The following is a 17,558-nucleotide window of genomic DNA, read 5'->3' as shown; positions in this document are numbered from 1 at the left end:
AAATCCGCCCCCCGGGTCATCCCGGCACGGACCTGACCCTTGCACAAATCCTCACACGTTCAGGCTGCCCTCATGCGTAAGACGCTCAAGAACATTAGCCTCGTCTCAATAGGCGTCGTTGCCGGCGTGCTCGCCACGCTGCAGATTTCGGCGACCGCCCAGAATACGACCGGGCCGCTGCCGCTGGACCAGTTACGGCTGATGGCCGATATCTTCGGGCAGATCAAGCGCGAATACGTGGAGCCGGTCGATGACAAGAAGCTGCTGACCGAAGCCATCAAGGGCATGGTCGCCAGCCTCGACCCCCACTCGGCCTACCTGGACGAGAAGGATTTCAAGGAACTGCAGGAAGGCACGCGCGGACGCTTCGCCGGCCTGGGCATCGAGATTTCCCAGGAAGAGGGCCTGGTCAAGGTCATCAACCCGATCGAGGACACGCCCGCGTTCCGCGCCGGCATCCAGCCGGGTGACCTGATCACGCGAATCGACGACAAGCCCGTGCGCGGCCTGCCGCTGGAACAGGCGGTCAAGCGCATGCGCGGCGAGCCGGGCACCAAGGTCACGCTGACGATCTACCGCAAGAGCGAGGAACGCACGTTCCCGGTGTCGATCACGCGCGCGGAAATCCGCGTGCAGTCGGTCAAGACCAAGATGCTCGACAACAACACCATCGGCTGGGTGCGCCTGACGAGCTTCCAGGAGCGCACCGTGACCGATCTGGGCCGTCGCCTCAAGGAGATGGCCGATAAGAATCCGAACCTGCGCGGTATCGTGCTGGACCTCCGCAATAACGGTGGCGGCGTGCTGCAAGGCGCGGTAGGCGTTGCCGCGGCCTTCCTGCCCGAGGATTCGGTCGTGGTATCGACCAACGGCCAGGTACCGGATGCCAAGCGCGTCTACAAGGCGTCGTTCAGCAACTACCGCCTGTCGTCGCTCGAGGACGATCCGCTCAAGGATCTGCCGGCAGAGTTCAAGAAACTGCCGATGGTCGTGCTGACCAACGCCTACTCGGCGTCAGCATCGGAAATCGTGGCCGGCGCGCTGCAGGACCACAAGCGCGCGACGCTCATGGGCAAGACGACGTTCGGCAAGGGCTCGGTCCAGACCGTTCGCCCGCTGACCAACGACACCGGCATCAAGCTGACGATCGCGTACTACTACACGCCGTCGGGCAAGTCGATCCAGGCCAAGGGCATCCGCCCGGATATCCCGGTCGACCAGAACCCCGAAGGCGATCCGGACGACGCGCTGATCACGCGTGAAATCGACACCGAACGCCACCTGCACAACAAGCAGGAGTCGGAAGAGCCGGAAATGGCCGAACGCGAGCAGCGCCGTGTGGAAGAACTGCGCCGCCTGGAAGAAGAGAACGCCAAGAAGACGCCGGAAGAGCGCGAGAAGGAACGCAAGAAGAAGCCGGTGGAATTCGGTTCGCCCGAGGACTTCATGCTGCAGCAGGCCATCGCACAGCTCGACGGCAAGCCGGTGCAACGTTCGAAGTCGCGCCTGGAAGCCACCGGCACGGCTGGCAAGCCGGACAGCTCCGACAGCCCGAAGCCGGCCAGCAAGGCGCCCGCCAAACCGGCTGCCAAGCCGGCGGCCCCGGCCAAGCCTTCCAGCCCGCCGCCCGCAAGTGCCCCGATCGGCGATCCGCTGGGTACGCCGACCGGCAAGAAGTAACGGCAGGACGCGAGAAGCCCGCCGCGCGACTCTGGCGCGTGGCGCTTTCCGCCTTCAGCCCTGCGGCCCGCGGTATTGCACCGGCGGGCCGTTTTTGTTTGATCTCCTGATTCCACGTGGACCATGACCGACGATCAGCTTCTGCGCTATTCGCGCCATATCCTGCTTGACGAGCTCGGCATCGAAGGCCAGGAGCGCCTGCTGGCCGGCCATGCGCTGGTGATCGGCGCAGGCGGGCTCGGCGCGGCGGCGTTGCCCTACCTGGCCTCGGCCGGCGTGGGCACGATCACGATCGTCGACGACGATGACGTTGACCTGACCAACCTGCAGCGCCAGATCCTGCACACCACCGCCAACGTGGGCCGCCCCAAGGTCGAATCGGCCAGGGAGGGAATGCTGCGCATCAACCCCGGCATCGACATCCGCATGGTGCCGATGCGGGTGGGCGACGCCGAACTGGATGGTCTCGTCGCGCAGGCTGATGTCGTGCTCGATTGCTGCGACAACTTCGCCACGCGCCACGCCGTGAATCGCACCTGCCTGCGGCACCGCAAGCCGCTGGTATCCGGCGCCGCGCTACGCTTCGATGGCCAGGTCACCGTGTTCGACCTGCGCAATCCCGATGCGCCTTGCTACGCCTGCCTGTTCCCGCCATCCGAACCGGCGCCTGAGGCCGCCTGCGCCACGATGGGCGTGTTCGCGCCGCTGGTCGGCATGATCGGCACGGTGCAGGCCGCTGAGGCCCTGAAATTGCTGACTGGTGTAGGAGAGACGCTGGCGGGACGCTTGCTGATGGTCAACGCCATGTCGATGGAGTGGACCACGATGCGCCTCTTGCGCACGCCGGGCTGCGAGGTCTGCGGCGGGGACCACTGAGTCCGCCGAGCTGCGGGGCGATGGACGATCCGGCGCTGGAGCCCTCCGGCGCGGACCGTCCATGCTGATACAGCTGGATGAGTACAAGAATCCGAATGAGAACGGTTACTAACCGATTGCGCATTCGGGCGCGGCGTCTCGAAACGCCGCGCGGCGGCCAATCCTTTGCCTGCGCGCTTACTGCTCGCCCGGCTCCATCTGAGACTGCAGGTAGTTCGGCAGGCCGACCTTGTCGATCAGGTCAAGCTGCGTCTCCAGGTACTCGATGTGCTCCTCGGTGTCCGTGAGGATATCGACCAGGATTTCGCGGCTGACATAGTCACCAACCGATTCGCAGTACGCAATGCCTTCCTTGACGGTGGCGTGAGCACCCTGCTCCAGCTTCAGGTCGCACTTGAGCATTTCGGGCGTGTCTTCGCCGAGGAGCAGCTTGTGCAGGTCCTGCAGGTTGGGCAGGCCGTCGAGCATCAGAATGCGCTCGATCAGGCGATCGGCGTGCTTCATTTCGCCGATGGATTCCTTGTACTCCACGTCGCCGAGCTTCTTCAGCCCCCAGTGGCGATACATACGGGCGTGCAGGAAATATTGGTTGATCGCGGTGAGTTCGTTCTTCAGCTGCGCGTTCAAATGCTGGATGACCTTCTTGTCACCTTTCATACAGGGCTCCTGTTGCAAACGACAACGGACCCAGGCAGCGGCACGAATGACAAGGAGCGCAAATACAAGAAAGCGCGCCTCGGACTTTCGTCCGTGGGCGCGCTCTCAATGCACGCGTTCTTTGGGTAATTCTGCGGTATTCGAATCAGGCAACCAGCGCTGTGCGCCGGTCGTTCGCGACTGCCGGGTCCCGAGCGTCCATTATGGCATGTGACGTAGTCGTCGAACAGGACGAAATTTCGACAACTTTGATCGTAGCCATAGTTGAGGCCCTCACGGTCTTCACCGCGGCAACGCCTTCACACAGCACTTGCTGCGCGCATTCGCGGCAACGGCCGCAGCAGGTCCCAACGCCAAGCGTTTCCGCCAGCTCATCCATTGTCGACACGCCGAGGTGGGCGGCGCCATGGATTTCATGATCAGTGACCTGGTTGCAAATGCAGACGTACACAAAAGCCTCCTTGGGGGCGGCGTCGGCACCGGCATGCCGCACGCGATGAGAGGCAGAATATCAGAGATTAGAAATGATAACAATTCCCATTAATGCACTTGCAACGGACTGTCCGTATGCATCACAAACCGAGGAATTGAGGCGATTGACTGGCCACTTTTCGGCGGCATAAGTGCCGCAAACGACACTGTAATCGCGCCCTAAAACCCTGAAATCCTCAGGGTTTCAGGGTGGTGTCACGCCGTCAGCTGCTTCAACGCGGCCGTAAGCTCGTCCGGTTCGTAGCAGTTCAGGATCTGGTCGACCGCCTTGTTCAGGCGCTCGCAGTCCGCATGGATGACCTCCTGCTTCACCCGCAGCAATTGCGCCGGGTGCATCGAGAACTCGCGTAGTCCCATGCCCAGCAGCAACCGGGTCATTGCCGGATCCCCCGCCATCTCGCCACACACGGCGACGGGCACGCCCGCGTGGTTGGCTTCGCGGATCGTCCGGGCAATCAGCTGTAGCACGGCCGGGTGAAGCGGGTCGTAGAGGTGCGCCACGGCATTGTCGGCGCGGTCGATCGCCAGCGTGTACTGGATCAGGTCATTGGTGCCGATGGACAGGAAGTCCATGCGCTTGAGGAACAGCGGCAGCAGCAGCACAGCAGCCGGGATCTCAATCATCGCCCCGACCTTGATACCCGGGTCGTACGGCAGGCCGCGTTCGTCGAGCTGGCGCTTGGCTTGCTCGATCAGGTCCAGCGTCTGGTCGATCTCACCGGCGTGAGCCAGCATCGGGATCAGAATCCGGACCGGGCCGAACGCGGAAGCGCGCAGTAACGCCCGCAACTGGGTCAGGAACATCCCCGGCTCTGACAACGACCAACGGATCGCGCGCAAACCCAGTGCGGGGTTCAGCGCGGTCTCGAAGTCGTCGCCACGGCCGTCGAGCGGCTTGTCGGCACCGATGTCGATGGTCCGAATCGTGACCGGCAGCCCGTGCATCGCTTCCACGGCGTTGCGATACGCGTGGAATTGCTCGTCTTCATCCGGCAACTCGCCACGCCGGTTCATGAACAGGAATTCGGACCGGAACAGCCCCACCCCGACGGCGCCGGCGGACAGCGCCGCACCGGCATCCTCCGCCATCTCGATATTGGCCAGCAGCTCGATCTCGAGCCCGTCCAGCGTCACCGCCGGCATGTGGCGCAGCCGCTGCAGGCGCTTCTTCTCAAGCGCGCGCTCGCTCTGGCGGTGCCGATACTCTTCAAGAATGATGGCCGACGGATCGACGATCACCAGGCCGGCATCGCCATCGATGATGATCCAGTCGTCCTGTCGGATCAGTTCACTCGCGTTCTTGACGCCCACCGCGGCGGGGATGTCGAGACTGCGCGCGACGATAGCCGTGTGCGATGTACGGCCGCCCAGGTCCGTCACGAAACCGTGGAACACGGTGTGCTTGAACTGGAGCATATCGGCCGGGCCGATGTCGTGGGCCACCACGATCACGCCCGGCGTGGCCTCGCCATCCGGCGCGAGCGTCGGCACGGGCGCCGGCGCCAGCACGGGCGCCCCGGCCAGCACCTTCAGGATCCGCTCCACCACCTGCTCGATGTCGGCCTTGCGCTCGCGCAGATACTCGTCCTCGATCTCGTCGAACTGACGCATCAGTTCTTCGAGTCGCGTGGTCAGGGCCCACTCGGCGTTATAGCGGCGTTGGAGAATCAGCGTCTCGGGTTCGCGCGACAGGGCCTCATCGTCGAGGATCATCGCGTGGACATCGAGAAATGCCCCCATTTCCTCCGGCGCGTCGCGCGGCAGGTCACGTTTGAGCGTGATCAGCTCGGCCCGCACCGCGGCGCGTGCCGAGCGCAATCGCTCCACCTCGGCTTCGAGCCGGTCTTCATCGACCAGGTAGTGCGACACATCCAGCGCAGCCGGCGCAAGAATATGGGCTCGCCCGATGGCGACCCCACGAGAAACCGGAATGCCGTGCAAGGCAAAGGGCATGAACCGCTCCGTCAGGAACGTTTAGAAAAAGCCTGGATTACCGTCGAACTTCACTCGCCTTCGCCGAAGCGGTTGGCGATCAGCGCCAGCAGCGCATCCATCGCCTCCTGCTCGTCAGGGCCGTCAGTCTCGATCGAGACTGTCGATCCAATCCCGGCGGCCAGCATCATCACGCCCATGATGCTCTTGGCGTCGACCTGGCGGCCGTTACGGGACATCTTGACCTGGCTGTTGAAGCTACCCGCCAACTGCGTGAGCTTGGCGGATGCGCGGGCATGAAGCCCGAGCTTATTGATGATGGTGGTGTCCCTCTGCAGCATATTTGTCGGGATGATTTGCGGTTTGGTTCTGGACGGCGGTCGTGCCTATTTGCAGCACGCCCTGGGCGCCTCCGGCCAAGGCCTTGGTGGCAAGCTGGTCGAGCTTCTCCGTCCGATAGCAGATAGCGCGCACGAGCATCGGCAGGTTGACACCGGCCAGCACCTTGACCCGACCCGGCTCGGCAAGCCGCGCGGCGATATTGGCAGGCGTGGCGCCGAAGATATCGGTCAGCACCAGGGCGCCGTTCTCTTCGCAAACGTCTGCGAGGCGCTTCCGCGCCTCGGCCAGCACCGCCGCAGGGTCGGCATCGGCGATAACGTCGATCGCCTCCACCCGCTGCGGCTGGCCGCAGTAGACGTGGCCAGCGCAATCGCGCAGCGCCGAAGCCAGTGGCGCATGAGCGATGATCAGAATTCCTGCCATGATGGTGAATCCGTTGGACTGCCCGAATTGTAGCAGGCAGCCTGACCGCCCAATCCGCGGCCCCGCCCGCCGCGCCAACTGTGGCGCCTGAACATCGGCGGAGACCAGCGGCGGTTGGAGACCGTCAGCGACGGTCGGCGGCTACGGCCTGCTCCAGCGCGTCGATGAACATGCCCGCGACATTGAAGCCGGTCTGCTGGGCGATCTCCTGAAAACAGGTCGGACTCGTCACATTTACTTCGGTCAGGTAGTCGCCGATCACGTCCAGCCCTACCAGCAGCAAGCCCTGTTTCCATAGTCCGGGCGCCAGGGTTTCGGCGATCTCGCGATCGCGCGCGCTCAACTCCTGCGCCCGCCCCACCCCGCCAGCGGCCAGATTGCCGCGAATCTCAGTGCCCTGCGGAATCCGCGCCAGCGAATACGGCACCGGCTTGCCGCCGATCAGCAGGATGCGCTTGTCGCCATCCTTGATGGCCGGGATGTAGCGCTGGACCATCAGCGTGCGCGCGCCGTTGTCGCCAAGCGTCTCGACGATCGCACCCAGGTTCATGGCGTCGGCGCCTACCCGGAACACACCCATGCCGCCCATGCCGTCCAGCGGCTTGACGATGATGTCCTTATGCTCGGCATGGAATTCACGAATGCGGCCGGCATCGCGCGTCACCAGCGTCGGCGTGATGAACTGCGGATGCTGGCCGATCGCCAGTTTCTCCGAGTGGTCCCGAATCGCGCGCGGCTTGTTGAAGACGCGCGCGCCCTGCGCTTCGGCCAGTTCCAGCAACCAGGTGCTGGTCACGTACTCCATGTCGAACGGCGGATCCTTGCGCATCAGCACCGCATCGAACGCGGACAGCGGCCTCAGCGCGGCATCGCCCAGCCGATACCAGGCCTGGGCGTCGTCGGTCAGCTCCAGCGGCCGTACCATGGCCTCCACGACGTTGGCCGACAGCGAAAGCTGCGATTGCAGGCAGAAGAACAGCTCGTGCCCGCGCGCCGCCGCCTCGGTCATCATGGCGAAGGTGGAGTCCTTGTAGGTCTTGAAGGTCTCCAGCGGGTCGGTAATGAACAGAATGCGCATGGTGGATTGCAGGGGCGTTACGAATCAGATGATCGGATTCGGGTCGGTCTTCTCGAGTTCCAGCGACGCGGCCAGCAGGGCCAGGCGCGCCACCACGCCATACATGTAGAAGCGGTTCGGCACGGCCGCGCCCGGCTTGGCGTGGCTGTCCGGCATACCGTTCGGCGCGAAGGCCAGCGGCACGAAGTGCATGCCCGGCGCGTTCAGGTTCTCGTCGATGCCACGGCCCGTGTGCACGCGGTAGAAGCCGCCCACCACGTAGCGGTCGATCATGTAGACCACCGGCTCCGCCACCGCGTCGTTGACCTTTTCGAAGGTGTGCACGCCTTCCTGGATGATGACGTCGGAGACCTCGAGGCCCTCCTTCACGACACTCATCTTGTTGCGCTCCTTGCGATTCAGGCCCTTCACCTCGGACGGGTCGCGCACGGTCATGATGCCCATGCCGTAGGTGCCGGCGTCGGCCTTGACCACCACGTAGGGCGTTTCCTTGATGCCGTACTCGCGGTACTTTTTCGCGATCTTCTTGAGCACGCCTTCCACCGCGTCAGCCAGTTCTTCCTCGCCGATGCGCTCATGGAAGTTCACGCCAGTCTGCCGCGCGAAATACGGATTCACCATCCACGGGTCGATGTCGATCAGCTTGGCGAACTTCTTGGCCACCTCGTCATAGGCGGCGAAGTGGCTGCTCTTGCGGCGGGTGGACCAGCCGGCGTGCAACGGCGGCAGCAGGTACTGCTCGTTGATGTTCTCCAGGATCGGCGGGATCCCGGCCGACAGGTCGTTGTTCAGCAGGATCGAGCAGGGATCGAAATCCTTCAGGCCCAGCCGGCGGCCCTTGGCGCCAAGGCGCGCGAGCGGCTCCACCACCAGCGTCTGGCCGTCGGGCAGCTCGATCGGGGTGGGTTCGGTGATTTCCTCGGACAGCGAGCCCAGGCGCACATTGAGGCCCGCCTGGCGCATGATCAGCGACAGCCGCGCCACGTTCTGCAGATAGAACATGTTGCGGGTGTGGCGCTCGGGAATCAGCAGCAGGTTCTTGGCGTCCGGGCAGATCTTCTCGATCGCAGCCATGGCGGCCTGGACCGCCAGCGGCAGCATTTCGGGCGCGAGGTTGTTGAAACCGCCCGGGAACAGGTTGGTGTCGACCGGCGCCAGCTTGAAGCCAGCGTTGCGCAGGTCCACGGAACAATAGAACGGCGGAGTATGCTCCTGCCATTCCAGCCTGAACCAGCGCTCGATGGACGGTGTGGCGTCCAGGATCTTCTTCTCGAGTTCGAGTAGCGGACCGTTCAGCGCGGTGATGAGATGCGGGACCATATCCATCCTAATGAATCAGCTTTATTGTCCGCCCCGATTGTAGTGGAACGGCCACGAGGCTGCAGGCCCGCCCTGAATAAGCATATGCGGAGCCCAGCATAAGGGATCTGAATATGGGGATGTTTGACGCATTTCAAAGGTCCTGAGACCATGCGCCGCCCCATGGGTGCTATATGCGCGCGCCATGGGCAAAAAAAAAGCGCGACATGGCGTCGCGCTTTCAAATGGCCTGACAGATACGGGGAGCGTTCTGCAGGTGGAGGAAACTGCCTCACTGGCACTCTATGCCCCGCAGGCATTAAAGACAATTGAGACTTTTTAAGATCCGATTTAAGCACCCTGCGAATACTGACACCCGTTTGAGGGGCGGGCCCGAAAATAAAAAAGCCCCGGCACATGGCCGGGGCGAAACTCCTGAGAGAAGATTCCCAATCAGCTCTCCAGCACAACACCTTGGCAGATATCAGACCTCATACGCGGTTTCACCGTGCGAGGTGATATCCAGACCTTCGCGCTCTTCCTCTTCCGGCACGCGCAGGCCAATCAGCATATCGACCAGCTTGTAGGCCACCAGCGCTACCACGCCGGACCAAACGATTGTGGTCAGCACACCTTCGAACTGGATCCAGACCTGACCGGCGATCGAGTAGTCGTCGGCCACCTTGTTGGCAACGTAGTCATAGATGCCCGTACCGCCCAGGCTCGGCGCGGCGAACACACCGGTCAGCAGCGCGCCGAGAATACCGCCCACGCCGTGCACACCGAACACGTCCAGCGAATCGTCCATGCCCAGCAGGCGCTTCAGACCGGTCACGCCCCACAGGCACAGCAGGCCGGCGATCAGGCCCATCGCGATCGAGCCCATCGGGCCGACGAAGCCGGCGGCCGGGGTGATCGCCACCAGGCCGGCGACAGCTCCCGAGGCGCCACCGAGCATCGACGGCTTGCCCTTGCCGATCCATTCACCGAAGGTCCAGGAAACCACCGCGGCGGCCGTGGCCAGCAGCGTGTTGACGAAGGCCAGCGCGGCGCTGCCGTTGGCTTCCAGGGCCGAACCGGCGTTAAAGCCGAACCAGCCGAACCACAGCAGCGAGGCGCCCACCATCGTGAAGGTCAGGCTGTGCGGACGGATCGCTTCACGACCGAAGCCGATGCGCTTGCCGAACATGAACGCGCCCACCAGACCGGCCACGGCGGCGTTGATGTGCACCACAGTGCCGCCCGCGAAATCGAGCGCGCCCTTCTGGAACAGCCAGCCGGCCTTGGCGGTGGCGGCGGTGCCTGCGGCGGCATCGGTGTACGCATCCGGGCCGGGCCAGAACCAGACCATGTGGGCCATCGGGATGTAGGCAAACGTGAACCAGAGGACCACGAATACCAGCACCGCCGAGAACTTGGCGCGCTCGGCGAAGGCGCCGATGATCAGGCTGCAAGTGATCGCCGCGAACGCGCACTGGAACGCGAAGTAGCCCAGTTCCGGCACCACAACGCCCTTGCTGAACGTGGCGGCCACGGCATCGACCGTCAGGCCCTTCATGAACAGACGGTCCGTGCCACCGAAGAAGGCGTTGCCCTCCGTGAACGCGAAGCTATAGCCGTAGATGGCCCACAGGATCGAGATCACCGAGAAGATCATCAGGCACTGCATCAGCACCGACAGCATGTTCTTCGAGCGGACCAGGCCACCGTAGAACAGCGCCAGGCCCGGCAGCGTCATCAGGATCACGAATGCGGTGGAGACCAGCAGCCAGGCCGTGTCGCCCTTGTTGGGCACCGGGGCAGCCGGCGCGGCGGCAGCTTCGGCGGGCGCCGCGGCAGGCGTGGCCGCCGAAGCTGCCGCAGCCGGTGCTGCCACGGCGGCTGCAGGGGTTGCGGACGCCGTCGCGGCCGATGCTTCGGACGCCGTCGCGGCCGATGCTTCCGCGGCGGGCTTGTCCTGCGCCACGGCGTGGGTGGAGAGGCCGAGACCGGCCGTGCCGAGCGCCAGCGTCATCGCGCCGGCCGTCAGGATTCGCTTGAACCAGGTTTTCATTTGCTTAACCTCTTTCCGGGGGTGTCTCGTGTCACAGGGCATCGCCGCCGGTCTCGCCGGTGCGGATGCGAATGACTTGTTCTATGGGTGCGACGAAGATCTTGCCGTCGCCGATCTTGCCGGTGCGGGCCGACTTCTCCACGGCCTCGATGGCTCGCTCCACCACTTCGTCGGGCACCGCCACCTCGATCTTCACCTTGGGCAGGAAGTCGACGATGTACTCGGCGCCGCGATACAGCTCCGTGTGGCCCTTCTGCCGGCCGAAGCCCTTGACCTCGGTCACGGTGATCCCGGACACGCCCACATCGGAGAGCGCCTCGCGCACCTCGTCGAGCTTGAACGGCTTGATGACTGCAATGATGAGTTTCATCGGTTATCTCCTCTGGGCGGGCCAGCTTCGGCCCCCCCTGGCTGACGCGCAATTAGAAAGTCTTGGAAAGCGAGACCCACGCGGTGTTGTTGCCCACGTTGTGGTTATAGCTGTTCGTGTAGAACGACTCCTTCGCATTGGTGCCGATGTAGGCCACCGCCAGCGCGAAGCCCTTGCCCAGGTCCTTCGTCAGGCCGACCTTCCAGTCCAGATAGGAAGCGGCGCTGTTGTGCTGGACGTTCTGGTAGCCAAGGTGCGCGTTCAGCGTCAGGTCCCACACGTTCAGCGGATAGTTGAAGGCGAGGTCGATGTAGCTGCTGTACTGGCTGTTGGCGATCCCGAACAGGTTGGTCACGGCCTGCGAGTACTTCAGGAACACCGGGCCATAGCCGATGCCCGCGTACAGCTCAGTGGTGTACGGGCGCGGGTTGGAGTAGCCGCCCGGGTAGAAGTACTGCAGCACGCCGACGTCATAGTTGAACTCCAGGTCGCTCATCTTGAACGTGTTCTTGAAACCACCATAGAAGTCCATCTCGACCGGCGCCGACACGCTCTTGTCGGCGTCCGAGATCCAGCTGATGCTGGAGTTCCAGTTGCCGATGTAGAAGCCGCTCTCATGGGCATAGTCGAACCCGCCCTGGATGGCCGGACGGCGGTTGGTCTGGCTGAGACCGCGATAGCGGTAGTCAGAGACCAGCGACACGTTGGCCGTGATCGTGTGGGGCGATGCCGGCTCGGCGGCGGGTGCGGCTGCCGGCGCTGCCGCGTCCGGCGCGCTCTGTGCGAACGCAACGGAGGTGGCAAGGCTGAACAGGGCCGCAGCGGCGCTGACTGCGAGGCTCGACTTCTTCATCGGTTTTTCTCCTTTTCCTTTAGGTTCTTCGCTGGCTCGAGGGTGAGAGGCTGCTGTTTGTGCACAGCGTTATGGTGTTGACGCTCCCGGTTGCTGTACTGCAACACCCGTGCCAGCTCATGGCCATCGCCCTGCGACACCGTTGGCCGCCCAGTCAGAAATCGTCGACAAGCGGTGTCCGAACCACTTTGACGACAATGCCGGGCGACAGGTATCTGCCGCCCGAAGCATCGAAAAACCGCCAAAAAATGTGCGCTGGCGTTGCCGGAGCTTTCATGGCGGCCGCCGAAGCGCCATAATCCGCGTCATGCAAGGTCAAGTGCCGCGTGCTTGGCGTACGAGCACCCGACGGCTGGCATGGCACGGCGCGTCAGACACCCGCCGAGGCGCCACGCCCCAGAGCAGTGCATCTGCGCGGCAGGGATGCCCGCCGAGCGCCGCGATGCGACGCCCCACCACGGTGCAGACATGGTGAATGGGGCGCAGCCGCCCGCCATGCGCACGCTGGCCTGACCCGAATCATTCGAAATTGGTCACCACAGGAGTTCCACCATGAAACCGACCGATCTCTTCAACGACCTGCAAAGCAAGGTCAGCGAAGCGCTGCGCAACTCGCCGGCCAAGGACATCGAAAAAAACGTGCGCAGCATGATGACGCAGGGCTTCGCGCGCCTTGACCTGGTCACGCGCGAGGAATTCGACGTCCAGTCGCAGGTGCTGGCCCGCACCCGCGCCCGACTGGAGGAACTTGAGGCCCGCGTAGCAGAACTCGAGCGCCGCGTTGGCGGCACGCCAACCGGAGGAGCATGACGCCGCGCCCACGGCACCCCGTTCAATGCCAGAAAGGCCACCGGATCCCGGTGGCCTTTTTCGTTAACACTTCCGCAAAGATATGAGCCTGGCCGTCCTGCGCAGCCGCGCACTGACTGGAATCGAGGCGCCGCCCGTCTCCGTCGAAATCCACCTCGCCAACGGGTTGCCCGCCTTCAATATCGTCGGGCTGGCCGATACTGAAGTCCGCGAGAGCCGCGAGCGCGTGCGCGCGGCTCTGCTCAACAGCGAGTTCGAATTTCCCAACCGGCGCATCACGGTCAACCTGGCGCCCGCCGATCTGCCCAAGGAGTCCGGCCGTTTCGACCTGGCGATCGCATTGGGCATCCTGGCGGCCAGCGGGCAGTTGCAGGCCGACACGCTTGACGCCTTCGAATTCGCCGGCGAGCTTTCGCTGGCAGGAGACCTGCGCCCGGTACGCGGCGCGCTCGCGATGGCAATGGGACTGGCCCGCGATAACGCCCGACGCGTGGCGGAGGATCGCCCGCCGCGCGCCTTCGTCGTCGCCAGCGAGAATGGCGCAGAAGCGGCCCTGGTCGAAGCCGTGATCGTCCATGCCGGCGCGACACTGCGCGACGTCTGCCATCACATCGGCCTGCTTCCCGAGCGGCGGCTGTCGCGCGCCCGGCCGCCAGCCCGGGTTGAGGCATCCGCCGATGGCCCCGATATGCGCGACGTTCGCGGCCAGGCACAAGCCCGACGCGCCATGGAGATCGCCGCCGCGGGCCAGCACTCCGTACTGCTGGTCGGCCCGCCCGGCACTGGCAAATCGATGCTGGCCCAGCGCTTCCCTGCCCTGCTGCCGCCGATGACCGAGGCCGAAGCGCTCGAGGCAGCGGCCGTGCAGAGTCTGACCTCGGGCGGCTTCCACCCGTCCCGCTGGGGCCATCGCCCGTTCCGCAGTCCGCACCATACGGCCAGCGCGCCTGCCCTGGTCGGCGGGGGCGCTTCGCCACGCCCTGGGGAAATATCGCTGGCGCATCACGGCGTGCTCTTTCTCGATGAACTGCCCGAGTTTGAACGGCGCGTGCTCGAAGTCCTGCGCGAGCCGCTCGAAACCGGCCGCATCACGATCTCGCGTGCCGCCGGGCAGGCCGATTTCCCGGCGCGCTTCCAGTTCGTGGCGGCGATGAATCCCTGCCCTTGCGGCTACCTCGGGCATCCCACCCGCATGTGCCGCTGCACGCCGGATCAGGTGCAGCGCTACCAGTCACGCCTGTCAGGCCCGTTGCTCGACCGCGTGGACCTGCAGATCGAAGTGCCCGCCCAGAGCCAGCAGGAAATGTTCGATGGACAGCCGGGCGAACCGAGCCAGACCGTGCGCGCCCGCGCCGTCGCCGCACGCGAACGTCAATTGACACGACAGGGCACGCCGAACAGCGAACTAGCCGGTCGCGCGATCGAGACACACTGCCCGCTCGACAACGAGGCCCGAACGCTGCTGCGCGACGCGATGCAGAAGCTGGGATGGTCGGCGCGCGCGTACTTCCGGGTGCTCAAGGTAGCCAGAACGATCGCGGACCTGGATGGCGCGGAGGTTCTGACAGCCGGCCACGTGGCCGAGGCGATCCAGTACCGGCGCGTGCTGCGAACCGCCTAGAGGCACTATCAAAATGATTCTGGCGTCGTTGCGCGGCCTTGCCGTACCGCTTGTACTGTCTGCGGCCGCGCCCTTGCAGGGCGCGCATGTGCTCGCAGGCACATGCCGTTCCGCAGGCGGCTCGCATACGAGCCGAAACCCCTGCTTCACCCTAGCCAGAACCGCTTCGCTTCATTTTGATAGCGCCTCTTAGGAAAACGCGGACCTTGTCATTTTCAGCTTCCACTCAAACCGGTGGCTCCACCGGTGGCGGTGGCGGTTCCTCGATCGGCGGCTGGTCGGCTGGGAAGCCGGGCGGCGTCGGCTCACCCGGTGGAGGCTCCCGATGGGCGCGATACGTGGCTTGCAGGTGGGCGACGGCAGGCATCGGGGTCTCCATAGATTCCTGATCACTTCCTATTGAAGCAAACCTGTCGACCGTGCGCCACCCGCCCTCACCATCAACGCTCAGGCGTGATGACGCCGGACAAAGAACAGCGCGGTGCCCACGGCCACCAGCACGCTGCCGAAGAAGCGGTTTTGCCAGCGCACGGCACGCGCGTTGCGGAACAGGCCCTGCATGCGCGACGCCAGTAGCGCATAGCCGTGCATCACGATCAGGTCCACAAAGCACATCGTCGCCGCCAGGATAGCCAGTTGCAGCCCGAGCGCATGCGTCGGGTCGATGAATTGCGGCAGCACGGCCACCATAAAGATGATGCCCTTGGGGTTGGTGACGTTCGTCAGCAGCCCCGTGGCGAAGCGCCGGCGCCGGCTCATGGTGGCCACACGCACCGTCTTGTCCTCGCTGTTCTGCGGGTTCGTCTCAACCTTGGCACGCCACTGCTGGATACCCAGGTAGATCAGGTACATCGCGCCAATCGTCTTGACCACCAGGAATGCTTCCTCGGACGCCAGCAGCAGCGCGCCAAGTCCGCCGCCCGCAATTAGCAGGATGATCACCAGGCCGGTCTGCAGGCCCAGAATCGTCGTCGACGTCTTCTTCAGGCCGTATGACAGACCGTGGCTCATCGACAGCACGGCGCCCGAACCGGGCGAGACAGCGATCACCCAGCACGCGGCAAAATAGGCCAGCCAGACTTCCCAACGCATGACGAACTCCTTGATTGACTACCTGAAAGACTTGGAACGGATTTAGAACGGGTGAAAACCGGTGAGGAACTGCTCGACCTGCTCGGCCTGGCGCGCATCCTTCGCCGCATCGCCGGCCTCGAGCACCACTGCCTGATAGACACGCGAGCCGGACGCCACCAGCCGCGCGGTCAGTCGGCGCGGTGATTTGTCCTGGGGCGATATGCCAGCGACAGTCACCTCCACGCCGTCCAGCGCAACGGGTGGCTGCCCCGCCGACATGACCGTGACCGGACGCGAGCGCGCGGGGCTGTCGGGATGCGCACCGAGGTTGCCTATCAGGCCGGCCTGCATCGACGCCAGCGCCTCGCGGCGTAGCCCCGCATCATCGGCGGGAAGGGAAACCACGCCGACGGCGAACAACGTGTTGTCGATCCGGGCGGCCTCCATGCGCATCGGCAACTGGCGCCCGGCGATCGCCACATCGCGCGCGGCGCTGGTCGGCTTGTCCGGATATAGCGCCGCATACTGCCCTTCGCTCGAGACGATGGTGCGCCAGTCATAGCGCGGCGAGCAGCCGGCCAGAGCCAGCAGCACGATGGCAATCAGCAGGGGAACGCGAGGGGCAGGTCGGGGGCTGGGGCGGCGCATGGGGGATGTCGGCGCAATCTGGCGCAAGCCGGTATTATCCGGGAAGCCGCGCACGTTCGCACCAGATGCGCACGAAATCAAATGCGGCGACGTCTTCACCAGGTTCTCACGGAATACCCACCGACGCCCCAGCATGACGCCCCGCTCGCCCCTGCTTCGCTCCGTTCTGCATGGTCTCGCCGCGCTGTTGCTGCTGGTGGGCCCGGCTGTGTCGATGGCGGCAAGCCATCTGCCGCCCGTCACCGATATTGCCGCCCAGTCCGCTGACGCCGCGAAACAGGGCGGGCCGCTGGTCGTGCTGGTCAGCTTGCCCGGCTGCACGTATTGCGAGACCGCCCGCCGCAACTATCTGGCGCCACAGGCGGCCGCTGGCGAGATCACCGCGCGCGAGCTCGACATGACGGCCGACACGCCGCTGCGCGACGCCGACGGCACCATGACCACCGCGAAGCAATGGGCACGCGCCCACAACATCACGGTGGCCCCGACCGTCCTGTTCCTGGATCGCAACGGCCGCAACCTGGCCAGCCCGCTGCGCGGCCTGCAGCCGGACTTCTACGGCGCTTACCTCGAACAAGCCGTGGATACGGCACGTGCCAGGCTCGCCGAAGGGCTGGCGGCGTCCAAGTAGTCAATCACCAGGAAATGCGGCGGAATGCCGCAGATAGTGCGCATTTGATCCGGCTTGCCACTGCCGGCTAACAGCGGCAGTAGAATAGCCGCTGTCTGTAGATGGCCTCCCCTCGGGACCGTAACCCCATGTCGAATTCCGCCACCCCTGCCACACCTTCGAGCAAGAAGCGCTGGCCGATCGCTGTAGCCGTTGTCATCGTCGCGCTGCTGGGCTTCTTCGGCTACCGCGCCATGACGCCCGCGAATACGGTCCCCGACGCCACATTCACGCTGCTTTCGGGCGAAAAGCTCAGCACTGGCGACCTGAAGGGCAAGGTCTACCTGATCAACTTCTGGGCCACGAGCTGCGCCACGTGCGTCAAGGAAATGCCTCAGATGGTCAGCACCTACAAGCAGTTCAAGGACAAGGGGCTGGACTTCGTGGCGGTGGCGATGAACTACGACCCGCCGATGTACGTGATGAACTACGCCAAGACCCGTGAACTGCCATTCAAGGTGGCGATGGACGCCGACGGCGCGGCGGCCAAGGCCTTCGGCAACGTCCAGCTCACGCCGACGACCTTCGTGGTGGACAAGAACGGCAAGATTCTCAAGCGCTACGTGGGCGAGCCCGAGTGGGACGCGCTGCACAAGCTGCTCGACGGCGCACTGGCCAACGCGGCCTGAACAACGCCAAGTCCAACGAAAAGGTGCCCATGCGGCACCTTTTTTGTTGCC

General features: G+C 64.5%; 19 protein-coding genes. 6 read left to right on the top strand and 13 right to left on the bottom strand.

The window, feature by feature from the left end; genetic code table 11:
• The first annotated feature begins 72 nt into the window (after positions 1 to 72).
• Complete coding sequence (locus tag B2246_RS09710) at positions 73 to 1,680, top strand: S41 family peptidase (RefSeq protein ID WP_008645852.1); 1,608 nt, start codon at positions 73 to 75, stop codon at positions 1,678 to 1,680.
• A gap of 123 nt (positions 1,681 to 1,803) precedes the next feature.
• On the top strand, positions 1,804 to 2,556 hold the full coding sequence (locus B2246_RS09705) for a HesA/MoeB/ThiF family protein (RefSeq protein ID WP_008645853.1): 753 nt from the start codon (positions 1,804 to 1,806) through the stop codon (positions 2,554 to 2,556).
• Between the two features lie 177 nt (positions 2,557 to 2,733).
• Here B2246_RS09705 and bfr read toward each other — a convergent pair whose 3' ends face one another.
• The 10 genes from bfr to B2246_RS09655 form a co-directional block, all read right to left on the bottom strand.
• Positions 2,734 to 3,213 (bottom strand): bacterioferritin, encoded by a 480-nt coding sequence (gene bfr / locus B2246_RS09700; protein WP_008645854.1) that lies wholly within the window; start codon positions 3,211 to 3,213, stop codon positions 2,734 to 2,736.
• Positions 3,214 to 3,358: 145 nt separating this feature from the next.
• Complete coding sequence (locus B2246_RS09695; protein WP_234706934.1) at positions 3,359 to 3,601, bottom strand: bacterioferritin; 243 nt, start codon at positions 3,599 to 3,601, stop codon at positions 3,359 to 3,361.
• Positions 3,602 to 3,900: 299 nt separating this feature from the next.
• The gene (ptsP, locus tag B2246_RS09690; protein ID WP_186425567.1) at positions 3,901 to 5,658 is read right to left on the bottom strand and encodes a phosphoenolpyruvate--protein phosphotransferase; all 1,758 of its coding nucleotides are present in this window, start codon (positions 5,656 to 5,658) and stop codon (positions 3,901 to 3,903) included.
• 50 nt (positions 5,659 to 5,708) lie between these two features.
• Positions 5,709 to 5,978 carry an HPr family phosphocarrier protein gene (locus B2246_RS09685; protein ID WP_008645869.1) on the bottom strand — a complete coding sequence of 90 codons (270 nt, stop codon included), beginning with the start codon at positions 5,976 to 5,978 and terminating at the stop codon, positions 5,709 to 5,711.
• Positions 5,947 to 6,402 (bottom strand): PTS sugar transporter subunit IIA, encoded by a 456-nt coding sequence (locus B2246_RS09680; protein WP_008645870.1) that lies wholly within the window; start codon positions 6,400 to 6,402, stop codon positions 5,947 to 5,949. The genes B2246_RS09685 and B2246_RS09680 overlap by 32 nt, the downstream gene beginning before the upstream one ends.
• Before the next feature lie 124 nt (positions 6,403 to 6,526).
• Positions 6,527 to 7,480 (bottom strand): glutathione synthase, encoded by a 954-nt coding sequence (gene gshB, locus B2246_RS09675; RefSeq protein WP_035881320.1) that lies wholly within the window; start codon positions 7,478 to 7,480, stop codon positions 6,527 to 6,529.
• A 24-nt stretch (positions 7,481 to 7,504) separates the two neighbouring features.
• Entirely contained in the window at positions 7,505 to 8,800 is a 1,296-nt protein-coding gene (gshA, locus tag B2246_RS09670) for a glutamate--cysteine ligase (protein WP_008645878.1), read from the bottom strand.
• Positions 8,801 to 9,263: 463 nt separating this feature from the next.
• On the bottom strand, positions 9,264 to 10,832 hold the full coding sequence (locus tag B2246_RS09665) for an ammonium transporter (protein ID WP_286964033.1): 1,569 nt from the start codon (positions 10,830 to 10,832) through the stop codon (positions 9,264 to 9,266).
• Between the two features lie 31 nt (positions 10,833 to 10,863).
• Complete coding sequence (locus B2246_RS09660) at positions 10,864 to 11,202, bottom strand: P-II family nitrogen regulator (protein WP_008652254.1); 339 nt, start codon at positions 11,200 to 11,202, stop codon at positions 10,864 to 10,866.
• A 52-nt stretch (positions 11,203 to 11,254) separates the two neighbouring features.
• The gene (locus tag B2246_RS09655; RefSeq protein WP_008652255.1) at positions 11,255 to 12,055 is read right to left on the bottom strand and encodes a TorF family putative porin; all 801 of its coding nucleotides are present in this window, start codon (positions 12,053 to 12,055) and stop codon (positions 11,255 to 11,257) included.
• 552 nt (positions 12,056 to 12,607) lie between these two features.
• On the opposite strand from B2246_RS09655, the gene B2246_RS09650 reads away from it, so the two are divergent.
• Both B2246_RS09650 and B2246_RS09645 read left to right on the top strand, forming a co-directional pair.
• Complete coding sequence (locus tag B2246_RS09650) at positions 12,608 to 12,865, top strand: accessory factor UbiK family protein (protein ID WP_008652257.1); 258 nt, start codon at positions 12,608 to 12,610, stop codon at positions 12,863 to 12,865.
• 82 nt (positions 12,866 to 12,947) lie between these two features.
• Complete coding sequence (locus tag B2246_RS09645) at positions 12,948 to 14,486, top strand: YifB family Mg chelatase-like AAA ATPase (RefSeq protein ID WP_186425564.1); 1,539 nt, start codon at positions 12,948 to 12,950, stop codon at positions 14,484 to 14,486.
• A 226-nt stretch (positions 14,487 to 14,712) separates the two neighbouring features.
• Here B2246_RS09645 and B2246_RS09640 read toward each other — a convergent pair whose 3' ends face one another.
• From B2246_RS09640 to B2246_RS09630, 3 genes are all read right to left on the bottom strand, one after another.
• Positions 14,713 to 14,853 (bottom strand): hypothetical protein, encoded by a 141-nt coding sequence (locus B2246_RS09640; RefSeq protein ID WP_187192294.1) that lies wholly within the window; start codon positions 14,851 to 14,853, stop codon positions 14,713 to 14,715.
• Between the two features lie 80 nt (positions 14,854 to 14,933).
• Positions 14,934 to 15,578, bottom strand: a complete 645-nt coding sequence (locus B2246_RS09635; protein WP_008652617.1) for a LysE family transporter — start codon at positions 15,576 to 15,578, stop codon at positions 14,934 to 14,936.
• A 42-nt stretch (positions 15,579 to 15,620) separates the two neighbouring features.
• Positions 15,621 to 16,208, bottom strand: coding sequence for a hypothetical protein (locus B2246_RS09630; RefSeq protein ID WP_035881315.1), 588 nt, complete (start codon positions 16,206 to 16,208; stop codon positions 15,621 to 15,623).
• A 133-nt stretch (positions 16,209 to 16,341) separates the two neighbouring features.
• On the opposite strand from B2246_RS09630, the gene B2246_RS09625 reads away from it, so the two are divergent.
• Both B2246_RS09625 and B2246_RS09620 read left to right on the top strand, forming a co-directional pair.
• Positions 16,342 to 16,839 carry a SoxW family protein gene (locus tag B2246_RS09625; RefSeq protein ID WP_008652615.1) on the top strand — a complete coding sequence of 166 codons (498 nt, stop codon included), beginning with the start codon at positions 16,342 to 16,344 and terminating at the stop codon, positions 16,837 to 16,839.
• Between the two features lie 128 nt (positions 16,840 to 16,967).
• Positions 16,968 to 17,507, top strand: a complete 540-nt coding sequence (locus B2246_RS09620; protein WP_008652614.1) for a TlpA disulfide reductase family protein — start codon at positions 16,968 to 16,970, stop codon at positions 17,505 to 17,507.
• Positions 17,508 to 17,558 lie beyond the last annotated feature (51 nt).

The organism is Cupriavidus sp. UBA2010 (assembly GCF_002335265.1).
Classification (GTDB): domain Bacteria; phylum Pseudomonadota; class Gammaproteobacteria; order Burkholderiales; family Burkholderiaceae; genus Cupriavidus; species Cupriavidus metallidurans.
The sequence above is the reverse complement of the archived record's forward strand: the minus strand, read 5'-3'. Positions and strand labels throughout refer to the sequence as shown.

What these genes read in the sequence shown, in the direction of transcription:
- B2246_RS09710 (WP_008645852.1), top strand. Translation starts at nt 73, where the DNA reads ATGCGTAAGACGCTCAAGAACATTAGCCTCGTCTCAATAGGCGTCGTT.
- B2246_RS09705 (WP_008645853.1), top strand. Translation starts at nt 1,804, where the DNA reads ATGACCGACGATCAGCTTCTGCGCTATTCGCGCCATATCCTGCTTGAC.
- bfr (WP_008645854.1), bottom strand. Translation starts at nt 3,213, where the DNA reads ATGAAAGGTGACAAGAAGGTCATCCAGCATTTGAACGCGCAGCTGAAG.
- ptsP (WP_186425567.1), bottom strand. Translation starts at nt 5,658, where the DNA reads ATGCCCTTTGCCTTGCACGGCATTCCGGTTTCTCGTGGGGTCGCCATC.
- B2246_RS09685 (WP_008645869.1), bottom strand. Translation starts at nt 5,978, where the DNA reads ATGCTGCAGAGGGACACCACCATCATCAATAAGCTCGGGCTTCATGCC.
- B2246_RS09680 (WP_008645870.1), bottom strand. Translation starts at nt 6,402, where the DNA reads ATGGCAGGAATTCTGATCATCGCTCATGCGCCACTGGCTTCGGCGCTG.
- gshB (WP_035881320.1), bottom strand. Translation starts at nt 7,480, where the DNA reads ATGCGCATTCTGTTCATTACCGACCCGCTGGAGACCTTCAAGACCTAC.
- gshA (WP_008645878.1), bottom strand. Translation starts at nt 8,800, where the DNA reads ATGGTCCCGCATCTCATCACCGCGCTGAACGGTCCGCTACTCGAACTC.
- B2246_RS09665 (WP_286964033.1), bottom strand. Translation starts at nt 10,832, where the DNA reads ATGAAAACCTGGTTCAAGCGAATCCTGACGGCCGGCGCGATGACGCTG.
- B2246_RS09660 (WP_008652254.1), bottom strand. Translation starts at nt 11,202, where the DNA reads ATGAAACTCATCATTGCAGTCATCAAGCCGTTCAAGCTCGACGAGGTG.
- B2246_RS09655 (WP_008652255.1), bottom strand. Translation starts at nt 12,055, where the DNA reads ATGAAGAAGTCGAGCCTCGCAGTCAGCGCCGCTGCGGCCCTGTTCAGC.
- B2246_RS09650 (WP_008652257.1), top strand. Translation starts at nt 12,608, where the DNA reads ATGAAACCGACCGATCTCTTCAACGACCTGCAAAGCAAGGTCAGCGAA.
- B2246_RS09645 (WP_186425564.1), top strand. Translation starts at nt 12,948, where the DNA reads ATGAGCCTGGCCGTCCTGCGCAGCCGCGCACTGACTGGAATCGAGGCG.
- B2246_RS09640 (WP_187192294.1), bottom strand. Translation starts at nt 14,853, where the DNA reads ATGCCTGCCGTCGCCCACCTGCAAGCCACGTATCGCGCCCATCGGGAG.
- B2246_RS09635 (WP_008652617.1), bottom strand. Translation starts at nt 15,578, where the DNA reads ATGCGTTGGGAAGTCTGGCTGGCCTATTTTGCCGCGTGCTGGGTGATC.
- B2246_RS09630 (WP_035881315.1), bottom strand. Translation starts at nt 16,208, where the DNA reads ATGCGCCGCCCCAGCCCCCGACCTGCCCCTCGCGTTCCCCTGCTGATT.
- B2246_RS09625 (WP_008652615.1), top strand. Translation starts at nt 16,342, where the DNA reads ATGACGCCCCGCTCGCCCCTGCTTCGCTCCGTTCTGCATGGTCTCGCC.
- B2246_RS09620 (WP_008652614.1), top strand. Translation starts at nt 16,968, where the DNA reads ATGTCGAATTCCGCCACCCCTGCCACACCTTCGAGCAAGAAGCGCTGG.